Below are 19,708 nucleotides of genomic sequence, written 5' to 3'. Positions count from 1 at the left end.
TCGTCGCGCTCGCGAGCCGGTTTTCAGAAGCGGTATATTCCCGTAGAGTGAATTCGCTCACAGTAGTTCGTGTTCGAGACCATCCGCCGCACCGACGATGACGAGGACCGGTCAGCCTTCGGGCTGTTCCTTTTAAGCGGCGTCATCGCCGTTCTCGTCACGTCGCCGTTGCTCTGGCTGTTCCTCCGTGCGGCACAGGTCGATCCGGAGCGCGCGTTCTCGCTCGTCGTCTCGACCCGGACCGTCGAGATACTCGCGAACAGCGTCGGACTGATGGCCGGCGTAACCCTCCTGTCGATCGCCATCGGCGTCCCGCTCGCGGTGCTCACGACCGGGACGGACCTCCCGTACGACCGGTTCTGGACGATCACCGCCGCGCTCCCGCTGGTCATCCCGAGCTATATCGGCGCGTTCGCGTTCGTTCGTACGTTCGGCAGCGGCGGCGAGGTGAGCGAGGCGATCGGCGTCCCGCTGCCGGCGGTCGAGGGCTTCTGGGGCGCGGTGCTCGTCATCACGCTGTACACGTACCCGTACGTGTTCCTCTCGACGCGAGCGGCGCTGTTATCGTTGGACATGGAGCTCGTCGAGGCCGCCCGTAGCCTCAACGTGTCGCCGATCGAGGCGTATCGACGGGTCGTGTTCCCGCAGATACGCCCCGCGATCGCGGCCGGCGCGCTGCTGGTGGCGCTGTACGCGGTCTCGGACTTCGGGACGCCGGCGTTCATGCGCGTCAGCGTGTTCACTTACGAGATATACGTCGAGTACGGCTCGTTCAACGTCGAGTACGCCGCGCTGTTGTCGATGCAACTGCTCGCGGTCACCGCCGTCATCCTCCTGATCGAGGCGCGAGTCGGACGCGACTCCGGGTCCACCGGCGGCGGACGTACGGCCCGTATCCGGCTCGGGCGCTGGAAGTGGGTCGCGATGACCGCCATCACCACGATCGGCGTCGTCACGCTCGTGGTTCCCGTCGCCGTCTTCGGCGTCTGGGCGCTTCGCGGTCCCGACGGCAGCGTTCCCTCGCTCGCGTTCGAGTGGGGGATGGCGCTGAACTCCGTGTACCTCGCGACGCTGGCGGCGGCGCTCGCGTGCGTGTTCGCGATCCCCGTCGCGTACTACTCGGCTCGGTCGGACTCCCCGCTCTCCAGGCTGTTCGAGCGTGCGACGTACGTCGGCTTCGCGGTTCCCGGAATCGTCATCGGGCTGGCGCTCGTGTTCTTCGGTGCGAACTACGCGCCGTGGATCTACCGGACGGTCCCGCTTTTGGTGTTCGCGTACGTCGTCCGCTTCCTTCCACAGGTCGTCGGAACCACGCGTTCGGCGGTGTTACAGGTCGACGACCGGCTCGTCGAGGCTGCGCGAACCCTGAACGCCGGCCCGATGGAGACGTTCCGGAAGGTGACGCTCCCCCTGATCCTCCCCGGCGTCGTCGCCGGTGGCGTGTTAGTCTTTCTCACGACGATGAAGGAGCTGCCGGCGACGTTGATGCTCCAACCGATCGGCGTCGACACGCTGGTCACCGTGATCTGGGCCGCCCACGAGACGCTGTACTACCAGTACGCGGCGATACCGGCGCTCATTCTCGTGCTGATCTCGGGGCTCTCGATGGTCGTACTGCTCAGACAGGAGTCGGGACTCGGGTGAGAGATCCGCCGATCCGGCTGGGCGCGACGCCGGCGGCGACTACGGGTTACGGACTCTGAGCGTTCCGTCGGCGGCGACGGTGACGAACAGCCGGTTTCGGACCTCTCTCCCCTGAACCGCGTCACCGGCACGGTCGCCGATCGTCTTCATCAGATCCGGTGCGGTCTTGTTCACTTTCACGCCCGCCTCGTCACAGGCGTCGTACACGAGTTTGGGTGCGTCGTACAGGTCCGTGTGTGCCTCGATCTCGATGCGAACCGGAGCCGACAGCGCCTCGGCGAACGCGACGGTCTCCTTCGCGCGCTCGACGTTGTTTCGAGCGCTTGCCTCGACGCTGGAGACGTTTGCACGGGAGGTGCCCAGCCGCTCCGCGATATCCGATTGGCGGAGCCCCCGTTCACGAAGCGCCAACACCTCCGCCTGTCGGCGAGTCAGCACGCTGGCGTCGGCGTCGAACCCCGCACGCTTCAACAACGTCTCCGCGTCGACGTTCTCGGTCGCATCCCCGCCGTCCGCGGACTCATCGTCGTCTCCGACCATGCACACCGAAACGAGGTCAGACGTGAAAAAACGGCGGGAGGCGTCGCCCCCGCCTCCGACCGCCGGAGTCCGGACTGTCCGTGGGGTGAAACCACCCCGAGTGCGTTCACTTGCCCCAGAAGTTCTCGCGGCTGCCGAGCCGCTCGCGATCCGGTCGGGACGGGCCGTCGTCGCCGTCGGCGTCGTCACCGTCGGCCTCGGTGTCCCCGTCCGTTTCCTCCTCGTCCGGATCCTCCGGGAGCCGTTCGAGGATCTCCCGTGCCGTCGCGTGGTTCGACTTCACGCGATGGATGGCGACCCGGGCGCGAGACGGCGGGAGCAGCCCGTCGACGAGCACGATGAATCCGTCCTCCGTACGACCCACGCCCGCACCGCTCTCGTGCATGTCGTCGACCTCGACGACGACCTCCTCGCCGGGCTGGACCGGCTGCTGTTTGAGCTCGTAGATCGGCATGTCGTAGTGGTTACACCACTCCGCGCCTCCCTTGTTGCCGTAGTGTTGACACCCCATCCCCTCGATTCGTTCGTCGAAACTGGGGCAATCGTCGGCGAGTGGACAGTCCGCCATGAAGTCAGGTAGCCCATGGGCCGTCTAAACGTTTCCGCATACGCGACCCGGCCGCTCCGGGCGTTGACGGCGTCACAGGAACTCCCGGACCTCGGAGTACCACATGTCGTGGTGATCGACCGCGCCGACACCGTCGGCGACGTCGACGGCGAGCGCATGCCAACACCGCGCCTCGGGGTCCTCGGAATCGAGGTTATAGGTCGCGTCCGCACAGTCACAGACGCCGTCCTCGACGACGTACTCGTCCTCGTGGCCGACGACGACCGTGAAATCGCGGTACCGCTTCACTCGCTCCTCGGCGACCGCCTCGATCGCCCGCTTTCCGCGGTCGCCGTGCGTCTCGACGATGGCGGCGGCTATCGGACCGGTTAGCTCCCCGACCTCGTCGAGCGCCGCCCGCCAGTCGTCGACCGGCTCCATACCCCGCCGTTCAGGTGCGTCCGCCTAAACGGCGTCGGTGGAACGCGCCGCTCGCTCGTCGTCACCGCCGTCAGTAGTCGTCCACGTCCGGCTCGTACCGGTCGCCGTACTCGCGGACGGGATCGACCGGCTGCCCGTCGTCGGTTTCGGGCGCGACGTAGTCGATGAACTCCATGACGCCCGGCTCTCGGACGCGCACGTCGACCGCGATGTCGCCGAGCTCGTCCGGTTCGCCGACGGAGAAGTTGACCACCCCCTCGAAGGCGGCCTGCTTTTTCAGCGCGAACGAGAACCCCTCGTCGGTCGAGTTGCGGCGGAACACGCGGCGTGCGGTGTCGAGGATCTCCTGTTCGTGGAGGACGTCCGAGAACGCGTCGAGCGTGTGCGCCTCGGCGACGAGTCGGCCGTCCTCGTGGACCGGGTCGGCGTCGGGAAACACGTTTCGGACGGCGTCCGCGACCCGATCCGTTACCTCCGTGTCCCGGACCGGCGTGTCGATCCGGACGTCGATGCTGTATATCACGCGGGACCACCTCCGACGGCCGCGTCGTCCGTGTCGACGGTCGTATCCACGTCGACGTCGAGCAGCTCCCGGACCCGTTCGCGGAACTCGGCGAGCGTCCCGGTGTTGTCGATCTCGACGTCCGCGCGGTCGAGCGTCTCGCCGAGTCCGAGCTCGATCTCTCGGGCGTCCCGCTCGCGGAGCGCTTCCAGATCGGAGTCGGAGTCGTCTCGACCGCGGTCGTCGAGCCGCTCCGCCCGGAGCTCGAAGGGGGCGCGTATCGCGACGAGCGTGAAGTCGTCGCCGAACGCCTCGCGGAACCGGTCGAGCTCCACCGTCGACCGGAGCCCGTCGACGAGGACTGCGTCCGCGCCGCTTTCGTCCCCCGCCTCCCGGATCAACGGGAGCGTTCGGGCGGCGATCGCGTCCTCGCCCTCCTCCTCGCGGAGCGTGCCGGCCATCCGACCGTGGTGTTCGGCCGGGTCGAGCCCGCGCCGGCGGCACTCCTCGCGGATCACGTCACCCATGACGACGACCGGGACGCCGGCCGCCTCGGCGACGTTCGCCGCCTCGCCTTTTCCGCTGCCGGGGAGGCCGACCGTTCCGAAGACCTTCATTACCGCCGGATACTGGCGTCGCGGACTTAGGTCTGCTGTTGGGCGGCGCAGCGCGTTCGATCCGGGTGACCGTCCGCACTCGCGACCGTCTCCACGCCCGAATCGAACCTCGGAGGTTTTTAAGCGACGACCCCCAGAGGGGAAACGAGGGCGCGTAGCTCAGCCAGGATAGAGCGTCGGACTTCTAATCCGATGGTCGTGGGTTCGAATCCCACCGTGCTCGCTTCTGGGAACGACAGTGAGCGGAGCGAGCTTCGGGATTCGAATCAGACGAGTCACAGCCCGGGAAGCGAACGAAGTGAGCGACCCGAACCGTTTCGGTGTGCGCTCTTTTTAAAACGCCTCGCCGCCCGACTCACTCGTGGGCGGCGTCCCACTCGTCCGGTTTCCGGAGGTTTCCGCAGTCGTTACACTCGATCCGGCCCATCGTGTCCATCGCGGTGTCGAACGAGTCGCAGTTGCCGCAGTAAAACCCCCATCGGTCCCGAGCGCTCTCCTCGGAGAACACGACGTAAAACGATCCCTCCGCGCCGCGTTCGGTGCGCGTTCGGTCGATGTACACCTGCTCGCCGCCCGGCGTCGACGTCGCTTCGAGTTTCATACCTCACCCGTACCCGCTCGGATGACTTAAATGCGGGACTCGAGTGTCACGTCCGGAACGACTCGCCGCAGCCGCACTCGGAGACGACGTTCGGGTTCTCGACGTGAAAGCCGGCGGCCTGCAGACCCGACTCGTAGTCGAGTTTGCTCCCGCCGATGTAGTTTCGACTCGCCGGATCGACGAACACTCGCAGTCCGTGGTGCTCGACGACGAGGTCGTCCTCTTCGGGCTCCGTATCGAAGCGCATCCCGTAGGAAAGCCCCGCACAGCCCCCTTGCTGGACGAACAGCCGCAGCCCCGCCTCGTCGGTGTCGAGCCCTTCGCCCGCAAGGAGCGAGAGCGCCTCCTCGGCGGCGTCCGGAGTGACCTCGATCGCCGGATCGCCGCTCGGCTGGACGGATTCGGTACTCATGTACACGTATAGCTCGTGGAGGGGCAAAACCCTGACGGCGATCGAGAAGCGGATCCGGTCCCGTCCGGTCGCATCTCTCTGACCGACACCACGAGTCACCGTCCGCATCCCGGCGGGGTGTGGCCTCGACCCTCCCCAGCCTCGGCAGGCGGGCCGGAAATGGGACGCGGCATGCGAAACGCACTCCGACACGCGAAACGCACTCCGACACGCAAAACGCGCTGGTGAGGAACGCTCAGACTCCGAGCCCTACACGTCCAGATCCACCGATCGTTTATACGTGATAGCGCACCAGACGGCCCGTGCTCCGACCGAGCGCCGTGCGGGGGAACGCGGGTGTGCGGTGCGGTCCCGTACGGATCGCCGCTGTCGAGTGACTGCGGTGGCTTCGGACGTCACCCCGTTCGCGACGACGGCGACACGCACCGCCTGTTCGCCCGTATGCATACGTCCCACTGAAACGGTTCACTGTATCCGGTGACCCGACTCAGTCCTCGAATCGCGTGTGCACGCTCTCCGCGTGCGCCTCCAACCCCTCGGCGTCCGCGAGCGTCGTGATCGTGTCGGCGACGTCGTCGAGTGCGTCTCGGTCGAGCCGCTGGACCGTCGACGATCGGAGGAACGTGTCCGTCGAGAGACCGCCGTAGCGCTTCGCACCGCCGTTCGTCGGCAGCACGTGGTTCGGTCCGGCCGCGTAGTCGCCGGCGGCGACCGGCGAGTACGGCCCCAGGAAGACGGAGCCCGCGTTGGTGATCCGGTCGAGCAGCGCCTCGTCGTCGTCGGCCATGATCGAGAGGTGCTCGGCCGCGTACTCCTCGGCGAAGAGGACCGCCTCGGACATCGATCGCGCGTGGAGCACGCCGGAGGCGTCGTTGTCGAGGGCGGCACGGATCGTCTCCGCGCGGTCGCGCTCGTCGACCGTCGCCGTCACCGTCTCCGCAACGGTCGCGGAGAGGTCGGCGTCGTCAGTGACGGCGACGACGGAGGCGTTCGGGTCGTGCTCCGCCTGCGCGAGCAGTTCGGCCGCGACGAACTCGGGATCGGCCGTGTCGTCGGCGAGCACGAGCACCTCGCTCGGCCCGGCGAGGAAGTCGATCTCCACGTCGCCTTGTACCTCGGCTTTCGCCGCCGTCACCCACTTGTTCCCGGGACCGACGACTTTGTCCGCGCTCGTGACCGTCTCCGTCCCGTACGCCAGCGCCGCGATCGCCTGTGCGCCGCCGACCTGATACACGGCGTCCGCGCCCGCCTCGTGGATCGCCGCGAGCGTGGCCGGGTTGATCTCGTCGGCCGGCGGCGTCGCGACCGCGACGTGGTCGACGCCAGCGACGACGGCCGGGATCACCCCCATCAGCGCGCTCGACGGGTACGCCGCGGCCCCGCCCGGAACGTACACGCCCGCTCGGTCGATCGGCCGGAATCGACGACCCAGCTCGCGACCGTCGAAGTCGTCGCGCCAGTCCTCGGGGACCTGCCGCTCGTGGAACTCGCGGACGTTCGCCGCGGCCTCGCGGATCGCGTCGAGGACCGGATCGCCGTCCCCGTCGAGTTCGGCGTGTGCGCGCTCGGCGTCGTCGGTGATGTCGACGTTGCCGACCGCCACGCCGTCGAACTCCTCGGAGAACGCTCGAACCGCGACGTCGCCTTCCTCCCGGACGCGCTCGATGATCCCTCTGACGTCCTCACGGACCGCGTCGACCCCGGCGTCGCGCTCGAAGAAGGCGCGCCGCTCGGCGGGCGAGAGATCCGCGACCGCTCGTACGTTCATACGATCGGTTCGGGCCGACGTTAAAAGGACGTTCCGACTCGGGGTTCGTGTCGTCGGTCAGCGGGTCTCGGGCCCAGGGGACATCTCCGGTCGATCACTCCATCGGTCGGATCCCCGTCACGTCCAACACCGCGAGCACGAACAGTCCGGCGACGAGCGCCGCGGCCGTAAACAGGATCGGCGCTGACACGGCGACTGCGACGTCGTACGGCGCGACAAGCCTGGTCGTCCCTCGGACGAGAAAGGAGACGAACACGAGTCCGAACGCGACGAGCGCCAGTTGAACGAAGCGGGACCGGTTCATGTTCGAGTGGGGTTCAGGAACCGTGAAATCGGTTCCTATTCCTCGTCGGCGTGCTCCGCGAAGAGTCGCTCCGCGTGTTCGGCCGACTCCGCGAGTTTCCATCGTACCCGGTCGGCGTCGCCGTACGCGAGTGCCTCCTTTAGCTCGTCGCGCAACACGCCGGTTCCGAACCCGATCGTGTCGCCGTCGGCGTCGCCGAGCTCGTACAGTGCGTATCGGTCGGGGGCGCTCCGGACCGTCGATCGATCCAGTTCACGCCACGGTTTTCGGAGACTCATGAGGGGTGACTGCCTCCTGGTTCGACACCCCTCATCGGTGGGCGTCGAGCCCTTCCTCGGGGGGTTCGACGATCTCGTAGCTTCCCTCGCTCCACTCGTCCTCGACGAAGACGAACACGCGCCCGCCCGCGACCGCCGGATCCGCGACGACCTCGTTTCGTTGGCCCGTTCGCGTGACGACCACGCCCGGAAACAGCTCCTCCGTTTCGTCCGGCTCCAACACGACTCGGCCGACGCCTGAATCGCGGAGGATCTCGTCGTCGGTCTTGAAGTCGTTGACGTACGTCATCACGCCCTCGGTCTCGGTGGGGTCCGTCACGAGGACGTGCGTCTCCTTGCCGGGGCCGGTCGTCATCGCTCCCTCGATCGGCTCGGGAGCGCCGCGGTACAGCGTCGTCCGGCCGTCGAGGTACTCGACGACGATCCCCTCCTCGCGGAGGTCGATACCGATTGACGTCGGCGGAACGTCGCTGCGTGAGGGTGCGGACATACGAATCGGTTACACGCGCCGCTTCAAAAGGGGCGTGTTCGGTGGCGGTCGTCCGTCGTGGCCACCTTTTAAGACGCGTCCGCGCGGAGCGATCCGCATGCAACGGACGCGACGGCGTCTCCTCGGTGCCGCGTTCGCCGCGGGCGTCGCCGGCTGCGTCGGCACCGACGGCGTCGAGTACCCTGAGGAGGGGGCCGTCGAAGGGAGAAGCGAGGCGGAACGCGCCGTCGAAGCGGTGGGTGATGACGGTGACGCGTTCGAGACCGACGACCGCGACAACGAGGAGCTCGCGGACGCAACCCGTCGAGTCGTCGACGACGCCCTCTGGTTCGCAACCGAGTACGAGGCGGCGATCGCAACGTATCGGGACGCGATCGGAGACGTGGTCGCCGACGTCGACGAGGTCCGGGACGAAGTCGTCGACTCGGCGGCCGCGAACGTCGAGTTCGCGGAGCGACTGGAAGCCTCCGGGTTCGACGCCGCCGAGCGCGCGGCTGACGCGTTGGAGCCCCACTTCCGGCCCCGGAACAGGATCGAGAACCGAACCGAGCGCCACGTTGAGCGACTTCGGACCTTCGCGGAGCGCGGCGACGTTGACCGGTTCCTCGAGGAAATCGATCGAATGCGGACGGGCTTTTCGGGCATCCGTACCCGACCGTACATCGAGGACGTGTTTTCTCGCGATCCGATACACAACCGGCTCCTTCGTCGGCTTCTCCACCCGCTTCCGGACGACGCCGACGAGCGCCGGGTCGTGTACGAGTCGACGCTCGTCGAGGTCGGTGTCGCCAGCGAGGGCTTCACGACGCTCGCCAAGCGACCGTACGACGACGACGCGTACGATCGCGCGGAGATACCGCGCCTGTACGGCGACCCGATCGACTCCGATCGACAAACGGAGATACGCGCCCGGTTCGGACCCGTCGTCCGCCCCGACGACCGGACGGCGGAGCTGTTCTTCGTGTTCGCGACTCGTCCGCAACCGAACGACGACCCCGAGGAGGTGTTCGTCGGGTGGCCGCACGACCTGAACGGGACGGTCGTCTACGTCCAGCGATACCCGGACGTCGACACGGCACGCGATCGGCTGAACGCGGTGACGACCGCGGGATCGACCGAGGACGCCGAACCCATCGATCCCGAGACGAGCACGGTCGACGGACGGGACGCGGCCACTCACTGGCATCGACTCCTCCATCACGAGGCGCGCGGCGAGCGGTACGGGTTCGACGACCACGCCGGCGTCCAGTACGGCTACGTAACCCGTGCAGGAGAGTTCCTGCTCGCGACCGGGTTCTCCGGGGACGCGTGGGAGGAACGGCTCGGGTGGCAGGGGAAACTGGCGAACGGCTGGGCGATCGTCTGATGGACTCGGACGGGATCGGCTTCGTCGCGGCCGTCTTCGTGATCGTCGGAGTCGGCGTCGGAATCGTCGCGCTGGCGGCGACGGGCTGGGCAGAGTCGGCGTTCGTGACCGACGCGACCGGCGACGCCGAGCGGTTCGGCCCCGTGTTCCTCGCACAGCTGTACCTCTCGGTGACGGTCGCGGCACTCGTCGTCGCGCCGGCGCTCGCCGCCGTCACGGGTGTCCTCGTGGGATCCCGTGCGTACGGTCACACCGAGGCAGCGACGACGTGCGGGATCGGTGCCGGGATCGGTGCGCTCGGATACGGACTCGTCGTCGTCGCCTTCGTCGTCGGCTCCCAAGGATCCGCCGCCGGACAGGCGTACGGCGTCGTCGAGACGCTCGGTCCGGTGGGGGCGACCGTCGTTGCGTCCGCCATCGTCGGGTCCGTGACCGGCGTGTTGGGCTCGACCGCCGGATAGCCGGTCCTCGGTAACGGATACCTACCTTTAATTCTCTCCCCGGTAATCGATCGATAATGACGCGTTCCCTCCCGCGACGTCGCCTCTTGGTGGCCGGGGTCCCGGTTCTCCTCGCCGGCTGTTTCGAGGAGCCCGACGAGTCGGCGGTGCCCGACGGCGAGGGAGCGACCGACGATCCGGTGGACGATGACGAAGTCGACGAGGACGGTGGCTCGGGCGAGACGGACGCGACCGACGACGAGCCCACGGAGACGCGGACCCCGGAGACCGAGGCACCGCCTGATCGCGTCGATCCCGAGAACGCCGGTATCGTCGTCACGAACGTCGAGATCACCGACGTGAGCGACGGCGGACGCGAGACGACGGTTTCGGCCGACATCACCGTGGAGAACGTCGGGCGGTTCGTCTACGGACGCTTGGAGTTCCGTGTTGACGCGTACACCACGAGCCCGAACTCCCGCGAGCGCGAGGCCGTCGGGGATGGGGCCACCTACACGACAGAGGTGTTTCACTCGGGCAATCGATTCGACGACGGTACCCGTCGGTTTCGTGTCGAGATCGGGGTTCCGAGCCGGGACGCGAGCCTCCGACCGACTGCCGACTGGTACGACGTCGACGCCGCCGTCCGCCGCGCGGAGCCGTCGGACGTCACCGAGTAGTCCGACGCCGAGCCGGCCGGGACACTCGCCGGGACCGCCAACTCTTTGCTCCCGCTTGACGGCCGTGGACGTATGCAGGGACGGGCAGCCGCGCTCGGCGCGGGCACCGTGTTGAACGCGCTCGCGACGGGGACCGGCGCGGCGTTCGGGATCGACCTCGAGACGCGCGCGACGGTCGAACTCGATCCGGACGCCGATGGCGTCGTCGGAACGATCGCGGAGGATCCGGACGCCGACACCGACCTCATCGAGCGATGCGTCTCGCTCGCGACCGACCGGTGGGGTGACGGCGAGGGGGGAACGGTCCGAACCGACAGCGACGTGCCGCTCGCCGCGGGGCTCAAGAGTTCGAGCGCGGCCGCCAACGCGACCGTGGTCGCGACGTGTGCCGCGCTGGGGCTGACCGTCGGCGACGACCCGACCGATCCGGCCATCGACGTCACCCGTCTCGACGCGTGCCGGCTCGGTGTCGAGGCGGCCCGTGACGCCGGCGTCACGGTGACGGGTGCGTTCGACGACGCGACCGCATCGATGCTCGGCGGCGTCTGCGTCACGGACAACGGCGCGGACGAGCTTCGCTCCCGAGCGGAGATCGAGTGGGACGTCGTCGTCTGGACGCCGCCGGATCGGGCCTACAGCGCGGACGCCGACGTCGCGCGGTGTGCGGCGATCGCGTCGATGGCCGACCTCGTCGCGGACCTCGCGCTCGACGGTCGCTACGCGGAGGCGATGAGCGTCAACGGGCTCGCGTTCTCGGCCGCGCTCGGGTTCGATCCCGATCCCGCGGTCGACGCCATGCCCCACGCCGCCGGCGTCTCGCTGTCGGGGACCGGACCGAGCGTCGTCGCCGTCGCGGACCCGGACGACCCGGAAACCGACCTCGACGCCGTCGCGAAGCTGTGGAGTGACCGACCCGGTACGGTCCTGCACGCGACGACCGACTCCGCGGGCGCTTTCGTCATCGATAACTGATCGGCCACACCGACTATACCCATGAGCACGAACACACCCAACCCGGACGAGATGACCCTCGACGAACTCCGTCAGGAGATCGAGGACATCGACCACGAGATCGTCGAACTGATCGCCCGCCGAACGTACGTCGCGGACACCGTCGCACAGGTGAAAGCCGAACACGACCTGCCGACGACCGACGAGTCACAGGAGGTTCGCGTGATGGAACGTGCGGGCGACAACGCCGAGCAGTTCGACGTCGACGCCAATCTCGTGAAGGCGATATTCAGACTGCTGATCGAATTGAACAAAGTGGAGCAGCGTGAGTCGCGGTAACGCACAACATGAATTCTTGCGATAGTGCGAATCGTCGCTCACCACGAGAATATTCGCCTTCTTTTAACACGAGATCGGCCTGACTAACCGCTCGGTTGAGTTTACGCGTTGATCGCTGACGGTTCTACCAGCATGGACTCTGTGCGTGTTATTCGTTCGAAGAACGACCCGTGATCGTATCCGGTACCAGTATTTGTCTAGCCCCGCAGTTTGAACCGGAACAGCCGAAGATGGAGACACTGAGTCCTCGTCCTTACTCCTCGTCTCTATCCGCGCTCTCGTCGGTATTTGGTGGTCGGACGACGACACTTCCGTAACTGCTGAGCGTAACGTCGTACCCATCCAGCGTGAACCGAGTATGCAGATCACCCACGACTGGTTTTCGTCGATCGAAAAGGGCATCGAGTGCGTCGGGGTCTACTGTTGAATAAAGCGGCTCGATATCGAGTGGGTCATTACCGGCAACGGTGGCCACTGCTCCGACGACCGCTGTACTCGGCTCAACGATCTCGGCATCGAACATAGCCCGATACGCGCGTTCATCGGGATGATACTCGAACGATTCGAACGAGCAGAAGTTACAGTCAAGTGATCCGGTCGCCGCGGACGGTGCCGGTGTCTCCGACTGGCGTGTGTGGTCTCCCGCTGGAGACTCAGCATCGTTACTCATCTTCTCTCTATAACGGCCTTACGTGGGTTAGTCTGACTGTTCACAGTACAAAGGGCCTTTTAAGCCCGATGGAGATAGGGGGCTACGGGGAGGATTCGATGAGGGCGTTCTGAATGAGCCGACGGTTACCACGCCGTAGTCGAGAGGCGAGCGCCTGCTGGGATATCCCGAACTCGTCAGCGACCTCTTGCAACGTTGCTCTCCGGGGTGTGTCGAAGTAGCCGCGATTGAACGCGAGGATCAAGGCGTCGCGTTGTTTTTCAGTGAGGTCGTTTTGCGCCTCGAGAGGCCGGAGAGCGTGGAGTTCGGTAAGCGTAATCGGCACGTCGTGATCATGACAGTACTGTCGAAATTTAGCGATTGATTCTCTGGATTCCCCCCGGATCTCGAACGTCCACTCTTGCGTAGTCCCGATTGCAGAGAGCAAAACAACTTCTGGGTCGAGGAGTGCGTCCAGTACACCATCGTGCTCAGCCACCCACTGACACCGCATTAGGTACTCGTCACCGATGCTATCGACCAATCGGATATCTCTCACTCCTGGATGCTCCGAGAACTGTTCGAGGATCGAATCGGTCTGGGTTCCGCGCACCCAAAAGTAGGGGACAGTGCCGTTGGCATCCGGAATTACCCGTTCGAGATACACGGTCACGTCCGGCAGCTTTGCAAATATGGTTCCCAGGGGAAATCTCTCGGAGGACAGGGTGAACTCAGCTACCGTTGCCATAGAAACCTTATACATTCGAAAATCGGTAGTGACTGAGCGGCGACGGATGCAGAGCGATTAGTGATGTGGAGTATCATCAAGAGTGGTCTCCCTGTCGCTTTTGAATATAGATCTCTCCATTAGTGTCTACGGTCACGTCGTGATCGTTGTACACAAAACTAATCTGAATTGGACGCCGGCATCGCCGGACGAGTGCGTCGAAGACAATCGGATCTATGACGGATTTGATAGACACCAGCTCGTCGGTATCCGTCCCAGCCAGTTCCGAAAGCGAAGAAACGACGGCGTCACTTCCCGGTTCGGACGTTGGATCGAACGTAGCGTGATATCCCCCTGTTGTAGAATCATATTCGATACCTTCCTGTTCACTCATATCTATGCCGAGGCTGCTCTGCCGTATATGTATTATTTATATACAAACTGCTATATTATCAGAACAGCATAATAGCCGGTTTAGATTGCTATTTTTGCAAAATAGCGGAGACAAAATGCCAATAAATGGGGTTGGAATTGCTAATTCAGCAACCACCATTGGTGGTCACTCCTCACCACTCTCCACGTTCTGTTGAGTCATGTCATCCGCCGCCTCCGAGAAATAGAAGTGGTTGAACGGTTGCACTTTCCGTTGTTTCATGATCTCCGAACTCTCGACTTCGACGCCCATGTCGTGGATGGCGTCCGTAATGCGAATGATGTCGCTCGTATCTCGGCCCACTACTTCGACTTGGATGTTCCGCTTGCCAGTGATCATCTCACTAACGTCTATGACACCCTGGATGTCCAAGAGTTGATCCACGATCTCGCTCCGCTTTTTCGGCGGAGCAGTGATGACGAACATCACACGAAGCGGGAGATTAGCCGACTCGTAATTGATTTCGGGATGGTAGCCCTTGATGACGCCGTCGTTTTCGAGGCGTTCGAGGCGGTTACGGATGGTGCTTGCGGAGACACCCGTCTTGTCGGCGATTTCCTCCGACGTGGTGTTCCGGGCGTCCATCTGGAGCATGTAGAGGATACCGCGATCGACGTTGTCGAGTTCTCGTCCCATAGATGGAATGTATAGGTAGCCCCCTACAAAGTGACTATGGAACGGCGTGCTCGTCCCGACCTATCGTGAGGCTGATTCTCTGGTTCGTTCGTCGAATGCTACTCGGAGTTGGTCAAGCTCGTCTACCGTCGTCTGGAGCGCTGATCGGATGGTTCCGATTCGAGACTCGTATCGAATGGTCTGATTTTCGGAATCGTACTCAATCCAGTCAGCCGCCGCCAATTTCGGAAGGTGGCTGTGGTGGAGTTCGGCCCTGACCGCATCGGGGTTGGTGGGTCTGTCGTGACGTGTTGTTGCGCCCAGTGTCTCTGAACTAGTTACTCCATCGACGAGTGCGTTGAGACGAACAGGGTTGTCGTGATTCGAAAGTTCGAGCAGAAGTCGGCGTCGAAGCGGATGACTCAGCAGATCATGGATCTCGATGGATTGTTGGTTTCCTGATCTGGGATCTTCAGCCATAGCAATCTTAGCGTAGTATTCTGTTCCGATGTGCATAATACTTCCGTCAATTGCGAAAAAGACAAAATACGAGGCCCGAAGGGTCTACTCATGTCGGTCGCCGTTCGGTTTGAATATCTGTGACTATGGCTCCGTACAGAATGCTCTGTGAGACGTGTCAAAGTCGCCGAATTGCTCGAAACAAGGTATAGGGATATCGCCCCTTCTCAAATCGATGGTGGCCAGACGTAGTGCTTTTTACCATTCGTTGTGAGTCGTGCGATACGGCCTTACTGACGTTCGAGTCTCTGGGAGCGACGCCAACCAGTCACTATGCCTGCCCGATGTGTAACGGGACAAAGTTTAGATTCATCAAGAAGTAGAGATGCGTCAGGAACGCCTTATCCCGTGCGACACTCCGGGTCGGCGTTTTCGGATCAACTGTTTCGACCGAATTTCTACAAAGGGATTGTTCGGAAAGCGGAAAAGTACACAGGGGTGTGTTACGTAAGCTATTGACCTGAACAAAGTGGAACAAAGGAACAAGCGGTAGTCGTAATCAGCGTTATAGACCCAGACTCAGTTTCAACGCTTCATCTACAGCTTCCATCGTTTCTGTGTCGAGACTTCCGACCACCGAATGAATGCGACTCTCGATGGAGACGACGCGAATCTGGTCGAGACGAACGGACGAATCCTTCTCGAACGGTGACCCCTCTGCTTCGACTAACACCTCGAACGGGTAGCCTCGATACGTGCCTGTCGCGGGTGCAACGATAGTCGTGCTTGAATTTTTGTTCCCCACGTCGTTCTGGACGACCACCGCAGGACGAGTTTTCTTCATCTCGTGACCTTCTGCGGGGTCAAGCCGGACGATGACGACGTTGCCGCGTCGGACTTCCGTGTCCTTGCTCATTCAGACAGCCCGTGCCACGCCTCGTCTGACGCTTCGTCCCATTCCCCTGTGAGAGTTTCAGCACTCTCAGAAGCCTCGCGGTACGCGGCGGCCAGGTCATCCTCGTCGGGTTGGTCGGACTCGATGTCGACAACTGCGACGGTCACACGTTTGTTCGCGTACTCCGTTCCGAGGTAGATTCGGCCCCGGTCGTCGGTGTCGTTGGTTCGCAGGTCGTGAGCATCGACTTTCATGATGATATCCACTAAGGTCGACCCCTGAATAAGTCTTGCCCACTATTACCCACAGAAGTTTGTTTCACCGATTTGCACCATGGATTTCATCGAACTGAACAAGGTCGAGCAGCGGGAGAGCAGGTAGCCAAGAGAACGGCTGTTTCAGGGTATCTATTGCTAGTTGGGTAGATGATTCTTCTTCCGGCAGTTGCTCTTTCGTTCTTCGATCGGTGACAGCGGACACGGGTACGTAGCCGTCCGGGGTCACTGAATTATCGAAATGGGGATATTCGCGGCGATCGTACATTGAGGATCTACATGTCGGAAGAGACAGAGAAAACAAACACCGAGAGAGTACAGGAACTATACGATTCGTTCGCCGAAGGCGATTTTGAGGCTATACGAGACATCATGAGGCCCGATGTGGTGTTACACGAACCTAGGGGGCTCGCCGGCGGCGAGACGCACCACGGATTCGATGAGATCGTCGAGAACGTCTTTTCGCGGCTAGGAACGGAGTGGGAGGATGTTTCGGTCGTCCCAGAGCAATACCTTGCAGACGGTGAGACCGTCGTCGTACTTCTTACGTGGAGTGGTACGTCTAGCAAGACGGGGAAGTCAGTGGAGTTCCCGAACGCACACGTCTTCGGTTTCGAGGACAGGAAGATCGTTCAGTGGAGATCATACGCTGATACCGCGTTGTTCAACGCCGCCCTCGAAGATTAGTCTGCATGTACGACGCGGCTGGTCTATGGCTTGATTCACAGGACGTCTACCGACGTATTCGTGAGAGAGGCGTCGTCTCTCGACGCCACCATACGAAATTGTAGAGTTGATGAGCAGCCGGAAGATTCGACGCAAATCTGTTGCACGTGCCACGACAACCACTACGAGTCCACGCTTCGTTCAGTTGGGACTATATCCTCTGTCCGGAGTCATTCCTCGTCGGTCGGCTCGAGCGGCACTCGTTCGACCTCGATCTCTTCGTAGTCCTTCTCGGACGAGAGCACGTCCATCCCCCGCGTTTCCGCAGTCGCCGCGTGGAACGCGTCGAACGGCGTCATTCCCTCGTCGTAGTAGTTGACGGCTTTCAGAACGACCTGTTTCTCTTCCTCGTTTCGCACGGGAACGAGTTCGAGCAGGTTCGCCACCAGCGGAACGTAGTCGAACTCGTATCGTTCCCGGGCGAGGAGGAGTTCGAGGTACGAGAACGGCGACGTTTCGACGTCGTACTCGTCGAGGGCGTCCTCTGCGGAGCCCTGTAACCAATCGGTATCTTTGGCGAGTGCAAGCAGGAAATCCGTCTCGACGTACACCGTCATCTGTCGCCGCCGGCTTCCTCAGCCTCGTCTTTCGCCTCCGCCTCGATGTCCTCTCGAATTTCCTCGACTGATGCATCGTGAAGCTCGCCTGCCGCTTCGCGGACAGCGGCGAGCGGATCGTCCGCGACCGGAATCAACTCGATTCTGTCCTCGTACATGACGATGTGATACTTCTGGCCGTACTTCTCGCGCACCTCCTTCGGGATGTACAGCCGTCCCTGTGCATCCGTTTCTGCTGACATAGAGAAGCATACGTTACCACAGACAAAGAATCTTACCATCAGACTGGGTCTGATGGTTCAAACAAGATTCTTTCAACAGTGAGTATAGTGGATTTCAGCTACCTGAACAAGGTCGAGCAGCGGGAGAGCAGGTAGCCGAATTCGGGCGTTTCAGGGGCTCTATTACGTATCGGGTGGGTGAATCTTCTTCCCGCAGTTGCTCTTTCGTTTCTCGATCGTTCAGCTGACAGGAGTCGCGTCTGCATACAGGGGCTGTATCCACGGAATCTCTTTCAAAACAGTGACTAGTTCAGTCACTCGGAAACGGGGTGGCGTTGCACACGATAGCGACTCAATGAAAGTCCGGCTATACGGTTATTGTGTGTCACGACCTACCATGGCCATGGATTCGACACTCGACGATATTGAGTTCCTCGTCAGTTCGTCCCATCGCGTCGGGGTGCTCAATGCACTGGCTGAGGGGTCACGTGACCGAGACGATCTGCGCTCCACAACGGGAGCATCCTCACCGACCATGGGTAGAATCCTCGCCGACTTCCAGAACCGCCACTGGATCGAACGAACCGGGAAGACGTACCAGCTGACCGGTCTCGGTGAGTTCGTTGCCGACCAGTTTGAGGGGTTCGTGGACGCGATGGCGTATCAGCGGCGACTCCGGGAGGTCTGGCCGTGGCTGCCACACGATATCGACGGATTCGACGTCGGGTTGTTCACCGATGTGGTGGTCTCTCATCCGGGTCCCGGCTATCCTTACAAGTCCGTCGAACGTCTGGCGGAGCTCATCACGACAACGAGAACGATGCGTGGATTCGGCATGGCACTGCTCAAGTCGGGTAATCTGGAGCCGTTTTTCGACCACGTCCTGGATGGCTTTGAGTGTGAATACATCTACCCACCCACCGTTTTCGAGCGTCTCCTCTCGTGGGACGAAGAGACCGTCGTGGAGGCGGCGACGCGAGCCAACTACACCGTCTTACTACACGATAACCTTCCGATCGACGACCGGTGTGGAATCAGCCTATTCGATGACCGGGTCAGCATCTGCTGTTACGACACCGATACGGGGGCGTTGCAGTCGTTCGTCGACACCGGAAGCGACGAGATGCGTACGTGGGCGGAGTCCTACTACGAGCAGTTCCGAGCCGAGGCCCGACCGCTCGACGACGCATCTGACCTGGTCTCGACCGAATCGATCCGCTGATCGCCGTTCCCCGTCCCGGGTCGTCTCCGCCGATCGTGCTTTCACGCCGTGAAATATTTCACTAGGCATTTATACTTTCGTCGACGGCGTACCCGCTCTCGTGGTGATAACAGATGAGCAATCACGCGAGTAACTCGACCGGCTGGCAGCTCGAACGGAGTGCTCCCGAGGCCTATGAACAGTATCTTGTACCGCCGATTTTCTCATCCTGGGCCGACCGACTTATCGAGACGAGCGCTGTACGCGAGGGGGATCGGGTTCTGGACGTTGCGTGCGGAACCGGTATCGTGGCACGTCGTGCCGCTCGCAGGGTCGGTACTAGCGGGTCTGTCACGGGGTTCGATATCAACGAGGGGATGCTTGCAGTGGCGGAGGAAACTGCTGGCGACATCCACCCTTCGACCGAGTGGCGAAAGGGCGACGCGACCGACCTGCCGTTCTCCGACGAGCGTTTCGACGTCGTCTGTTGTCAGCAGGCGCTCCAGTTTTTCGACGGTCCCGTCGCCGCACTCGAGGAAATGCGTCGGGTGCTCACACCGGGTGGGCGCACGGCACTGAGCGTCTGGCGACCGCTCGACTACCAGCCTGCGTACGAGGTACTGGCCGAAGCCTTAGAGCGGCACGTCAGTGTCGAAGCGGGAGACATGATGCGCTCTCCGTTCCCCGCATGGGACGGGGAGGACCTACGGACACTCGGCAGCGACGCGGGATTCAGTGACACATCAGTCGTCATTGAGATCGGTTCGGTTCGCTATCCGTCGATCGGGGAGTTCATTCGCCGCGAGGCGGCGAGCTCGCCGCTGGCTGAACCAATCGCGGCCATCGAGCGAGAGGTGCGGGACAACCTCGTTGACGAGGTTGAGAACGCATTACGTGCGTACATTGATGACGAGGGAATCATCTCTCCGATGGAGTCGTACGTCGTCACTGCAGATAGGCAGCAGTAGCGGATGTCAACGAACTGCTTGGTTCGCTCGGTGACGAGTGCGAGAGCGAGCACGAACGGCTA

Annotated in this window: 29 protein-coding genes and 1 tRNA gene; 10 read left to right on the top strand and 20 right to left on the bottom strand. The window is 62.8% G+C overall.

Features of this window, described 5'->3' with window-relative positions:
• Positions 1-69: 69 nt before the first annotated feature.
• A complete protein-coding gene (locus ACNSN7_RS06780; RefSeq protein WP_418281513.1) occupies positions 70-1,644 on the top strand; it encodes an ABC transporter permease in 1,575 nt (524 codons plus the stop codon).
• Between the two features lie 39 nt (positions 1,645-1,683).
• Here the strand turns inward: ACNSN7_RS06780 and ACNSN7_RS06775 are convergent, their stop codons facing one another.
• The 5 genes from ACNSN7_RS06775 to ACNSN7_RS06755 all read right to left on the bottom strand — a co-directional run bounded on the left by ACNSN7_RS06775 (position 1,684) and on the right by ACNSN7_RS06755 (position 4,291).
• The gene (locus ACNSN7_RS06775) at positions 1,684-2,184 is read right to left on the bottom strand and encodes a Tfx family DNA-binding protein (RefSeq protein WP_418281512.1); all 501 of its coding nucleotides are present in this window, start codon (positions 2,182-2,184) and stop codon (positions 1,684-1,686) included.
• Between the two features lie 106 nt (positions 2,185-2,290).
• Positions 2,291-2,752, bottom strand: a complete 462-nt coding sequence (locus ACNSN7_RS06770; RefSeq protein WP_418281511.1) for a TRAM domain-containing protein — start codon at positions 2,750-2,752, stop codon at positions 2,291-2,293.
• A gap of 72 nt (positions 2,753-2,824) precedes the next feature.
• Entirely contained in the window at positions 2,825-3,172 is a 348-nt protein-coding gene (locus ACNSN7_RS06765) for a hypothetical protein (protein ID WP_418281510.1), read from the bottom strand.
• A gap of 70 nt (positions 3,173-3,242) precedes the next feature.
• Positions 3,243-3,695, bottom strand: coding sequence for an RNA-binding domain-containing protein (locus tag ACNSN7_RS06760; protein WP_418281509.1), 453 nt, complete (start codon positions 3,693-3,695; stop codon positions 3,243-3,245).
• A complete protein-coding gene (locus tag ACNSN7_RS06755; RefSeq protein ID WP_418281508.1) occupies positions 3,692-4,291 on the bottom strand; it encodes an AAA family ATPase in 600 nt (199 codons plus the stop codon). The genes ACNSN7_RS06760 and ACNSN7_RS06755 overlap by 4 nt, the downstream gene beginning before the upstream one ends.
• A gap of 148 nt (positions 4,292-4,439) precedes the next feature.
• Here ACNSN7_RS06755 and ACNSN7_RS06750 point away from each other — a divergent pair.
• Positions 4,440-4,514: transfer RNA gene (locus tag ACNSN7_RS06750), tRNA-Arg, on the top strand.
• Positions 4,515-4,646: 132 nt separating this feature from the next.
• Here the strand turns inward: ACNSN7_RS06750 and ACNSN7_RS06745 are convergent.
• The 6 genes from ACNSN7_RS06745 to ACNSN7_RS06720 form a co-directional block, all read right to left on the bottom strand.
• Entirely contained in the window at positions 4,647-4,892 is a 246-nt protein-coding gene (locus ACNSN7_RS06745; protein ID WP_418281507.1) for a DUF5816 domain-containing protein, read from the bottom strand.
• Positions 4,893-4,938: 46 nt separating this feature from the next.
• Complete coding sequence (locus ACNSN7_RS06740) at positions 4,939-5,304, bottom strand: HesB/IscA family protein (RefSeq protein WP_418281506.1); 366 nt, start codon at positions 5,302-5,304, stop codon at positions 4,939-4,941.
• 487 nt (positions 5,305-5,791) lie between these two features.
• Complete coding sequence (gene hisD / locus ACNSN7_RS06735; protein ID WP_418281505.1) at positions 5,792-7,072, bottom strand: histidinol dehydrogenase; 1,281 nt, start codon at positions 7,070-7,072, stop codon at positions 5,792-5,794.
• A 94-nt stretch (positions 7,073-7,166) separates the two neighbouring features.
• Positions 7,167-7,376 (bottom strand): hypothetical protein, encoded by a 210-nt coding sequence (locus ACNSN7_RS06730; RefSeq protein WP_418281504.1) that lies wholly within the window; start codon positions 7,374-7,376, stop codon positions 7,167-7,169.
• Positions 7,377-7,411: 35 nt separating this feature from the next.
• On the bottom strand, positions 7,412-7,654 hold the full coding sequence (locus ACNSN7_RS06725; protein ID WP_418281503.1) for a DUF7508 domain-containing protein: 243 nt from the start codon (positions 7,652-7,654) through the stop codon (positions 7,412-7,414).
• Positions 7,655-7,685: 31 nt separating this feature from the next.
• Positions 7,686-8,144 (bottom strand): DUF5796 family protein, encoded by a 459-nt coding sequence (locus ACNSN7_RS06720; protein ID WP_418281502.1) that lies wholly within the window; start codon positions 8,142-8,144, stop codon positions 7,686-7,688.
• Positions 8,145-8,241: 97 nt separating this feature from the next.
• Here ACNSN7_RS06720 and ACNSN7_RS06715 point away from each other — a divergent pair, with 97 nt between their 5' ends.
• The 5 genes from ACNSN7_RS06715 to ACNSN7_RS06695 all read left to right on the top strand — a co-directional run bounded on the left by ACNSN7_RS06715 (position 8,242) and on the right by ACNSN7_RS06695 (position 11,920).
• Positions 8,242-9,510 carry a hypothetical protein gene (locus ACNSN7_RS06715; RefSeq protein WP_418281501.1) on the top strand — a complete coding sequence of 423 codons (1,269 nt, stop codon included), beginning with the start codon at positions 8,242-8,244 and terminating at the stop codon, positions 9,508-9,510.
• Entirely contained in the window at positions 9,510-9,971 is a 462-nt protein-coding gene (locus ACNSN7_RS06710; protein WP_418281607.1) for a hypothetical protein, read from the top strand. The genes ACNSN7_RS06715 and ACNSN7_RS06710 overlap by 1 nt, the downstream gene beginning before the upstream one ends.
• 56 nt (positions 9,972-10,027) lie before the next feature.
• Positions 10,028-10,630, top strand: a complete 603-nt coding sequence (locus ACNSN7_RS06705) for a hypothetical protein (protein WP_418281500.1) — start codon at positions 10,028-10,030, stop codon at positions 10,628-10,630.
• Positions 10,631-10,702: 72 nt separating this feature from the next.
• Positions 10,703-11,602 carry a shikimate kinase gene (locus tag ACNSN7_RS06700; protein ID WP_418281499.1) on the top strand — a complete coding sequence of 300 codons (900 nt, stop codon included), beginning with the start codon at positions 10,703-10,705 and terminating at the stop codon, positions 11,600-11,602.
• Positions 11,603-11,623: 21 nt separating this feature from the next.
• Positions 11,624-11,920, top strand: coding sequence for a chorismate mutase (locus ACNSN7_RS06695; RefSeq protein WP_418281498.1), 297 nt, complete (start codon positions 11,624-11,626; stop codon positions 11,918-11,920).
• A 253-nt stretch (positions 11,921-12,173) separates the two neighbouring features.
• Here the strand turns inward: ACNSN7_RS06695 and ACNSN7_RS06690 are convergent, their stop codons facing one another.
• The 7 genes from ACNSN7_RS06690 to ACNSN7_RS06660 form a co-directional block, all read right to left on the bottom strand.
• Positions 12,174-12,443: a HalOD1 output domain-containing protein gene (locus ACNSN7_RS06690; RefSeq protein ID WP_418281497.1), complete on the bottom strand. Its 270-nt coding sequence runs from the start codon at positions 12,441-12,443 to the stop codon at positions 12,174-12,176.
• A 229-nt stretch (positions 12,444-12,672) separates the two neighbouring features.
• Positions 12,673-13,317: a helix-turn-helix domain-containing protein gene (locus ACNSN7_RS06685; RefSeq protein WP_418281496.1), complete on the bottom strand. Its 645-nt coding sequence runs from the start codon at positions 13,315-13,317 to the stop codon at positions 12,673-12,675.
• A gap of 76 nt (positions 13,318-13,393) precedes the next feature.
• Positions 13,394-13,690 (bottom strand): HalOD1 output domain-containing protein, encoded by a 297-nt coding sequence (locus ACNSN7_RS06680; protein ID WP_418281495.1) that lies wholly within the window; start codon positions 13,688-13,690, stop codon positions 13,394-13,396.
• A 165-nt stretch (positions 13,691-13,855) separates the two neighbouring features.
• Positions 13,856-14,365 carry an Lrp/AsnC family transcriptional regulator gene (locus ACNSN7_RS06675; protein ID WP_418281494.1) on the bottom strand — a complete coding sequence of 170 codons (510 nt, stop codon included), beginning with the start codon at positions 14,363-14,365 and terminating at the stop codon, positions 13,856-13,858.
• A 60-nt stretch (positions 14,366-14,425) separates the two neighbouring features.
• Positions 14,426-14,860, bottom strand: coding sequence for a DUF7344 domain-containing protein (locus ACNSN7_RS06670; RefSeq protein WP_418281493.1), 435 nt, complete (start codon positions 14,858-14,860; stop codon positions 14,426-14,428).
• 508 nt (positions 14,861-15,368) lie between these two features.
• A complete protein-coding gene (locus tag ACNSN7_RS06665) occupies positions 15,369-15,719 on the bottom strand; it encodes a type II toxin-antitoxin system PemK/MazF family toxin (RefSeq protein WP_418281492.1) in 351 nt (116 codons plus the stop codon).
• Positions 15,716-15,952, bottom strand: coding sequence for a hypothetical protein (locus ACNSN7_RS06660; protein WP_418281491.1), 237 nt, complete (start codon positions 15,950-15,952; stop codon positions 15,716-15,718). Before ACNSN7_RS06660 ends, ACNSN7_RS06665 begins: the two co-directional genes overlap by 4 nt.
• A 300-nt stretch (positions 15,953-16,252) precedes the next feature.
• Between ACNSN7_RS06660 and ACNSN7_RS06655 the strand changes: the two genes are divergently transcribed.
• On the top strand, positions 16,253-16,660 hold the full coding sequence (locus tag ACNSN7_RS06655) for a nuclear transport factor 2 family protein (RefSeq protein ID WP_418281490.1): 408 nt from the start codon (positions 16,253-16,255) through the stop codon (positions 16,658-16,660).
• Between the two features lie 209 nt (positions 16,661-16,869).
• Here the strand turns inward: ACNSN7_RS06655 and ACNSN7_RS06650 are convergent, their stop codons facing one another.
• Together ACNSN7_RS06650 and ACNSN7_RS06645 are read right to left on the bottom strand one after the other, a co-directional pair.
• Positions 16,870-17,256 carry a PIN domain-containing protein gene (locus ACNSN7_RS06650; protein WP_418281489.1) on the bottom strand — a complete coding sequence of 129 codons (387 nt, stop codon included), beginning with the start codon at positions 17,254-17,256 and terminating at the stop codon, positions 16,870-16,872.
• The gene (locus tag ACNSN7_RS06645) at positions 17,253-17,498 is read right to left on the bottom strand and encodes an AbrB/MazE/SpoVT family DNA-binding domain-containing protein (RefSeq protein WP_418281488.1); all 246 of its coding nucleotides are present in this window, start codon (positions 17,496-17,498) and stop codon (positions 17,253-17,255) included. The genes ACNSN7_RS06650 and ACNSN7_RS06645 overlap by 4 nt, the downstream gene beginning before the upstream one ends.
• 382 nt (positions 17,499-17,880) lie before the next feature.
• On the opposite strand from ACNSN7_RS06645, the gene ACNSN7_RS06640 reads away from it, so the two are divergent.
• Complete coding sequence (locus tag ACNSN7_RS06640) at positions 17,881-18,699, top strand: helix-turn-helix transcriptional regulator (protein ID WP_418281606.1); 819 nt, start codon at positions 17,881-17,883, stop codon at positions 18,697-18,699.
• A 113-nt stretch (positions 18,700-18,812) separates the two neighbouring features.
• Positions 18,813-19,646 carry a methyltransferase domain-containing protein gene (locus tag ACNSN7_RS06635; RefSeq protein WP_418281487.1) on the top strand — a complete coding sequence of 278 codons (834 nt, stop codon included), beginning with the start codon at positions 18,813-18,815 and terminating at the stop codon, positions 19,644-19,646.
• Positions 19,647-19,708: the final 62 nt, after the last annotated feature.

Origin of the sequence: Halorubrum rarum, assembly GCF_048380895.1 — an archaeon.
In the GTDB taxonomy this organism is placed as follows: domain Archaea; phylum Halobacteriota; class Halobacteria; order Halobacteriales; family Haloferacaceae; genus Halorubrum.
The sequence above is the reverse complement of the archived record's forward strand: the minus strand, read 5'-3'. Positions and strand labels throughout refer to the sequence as shown.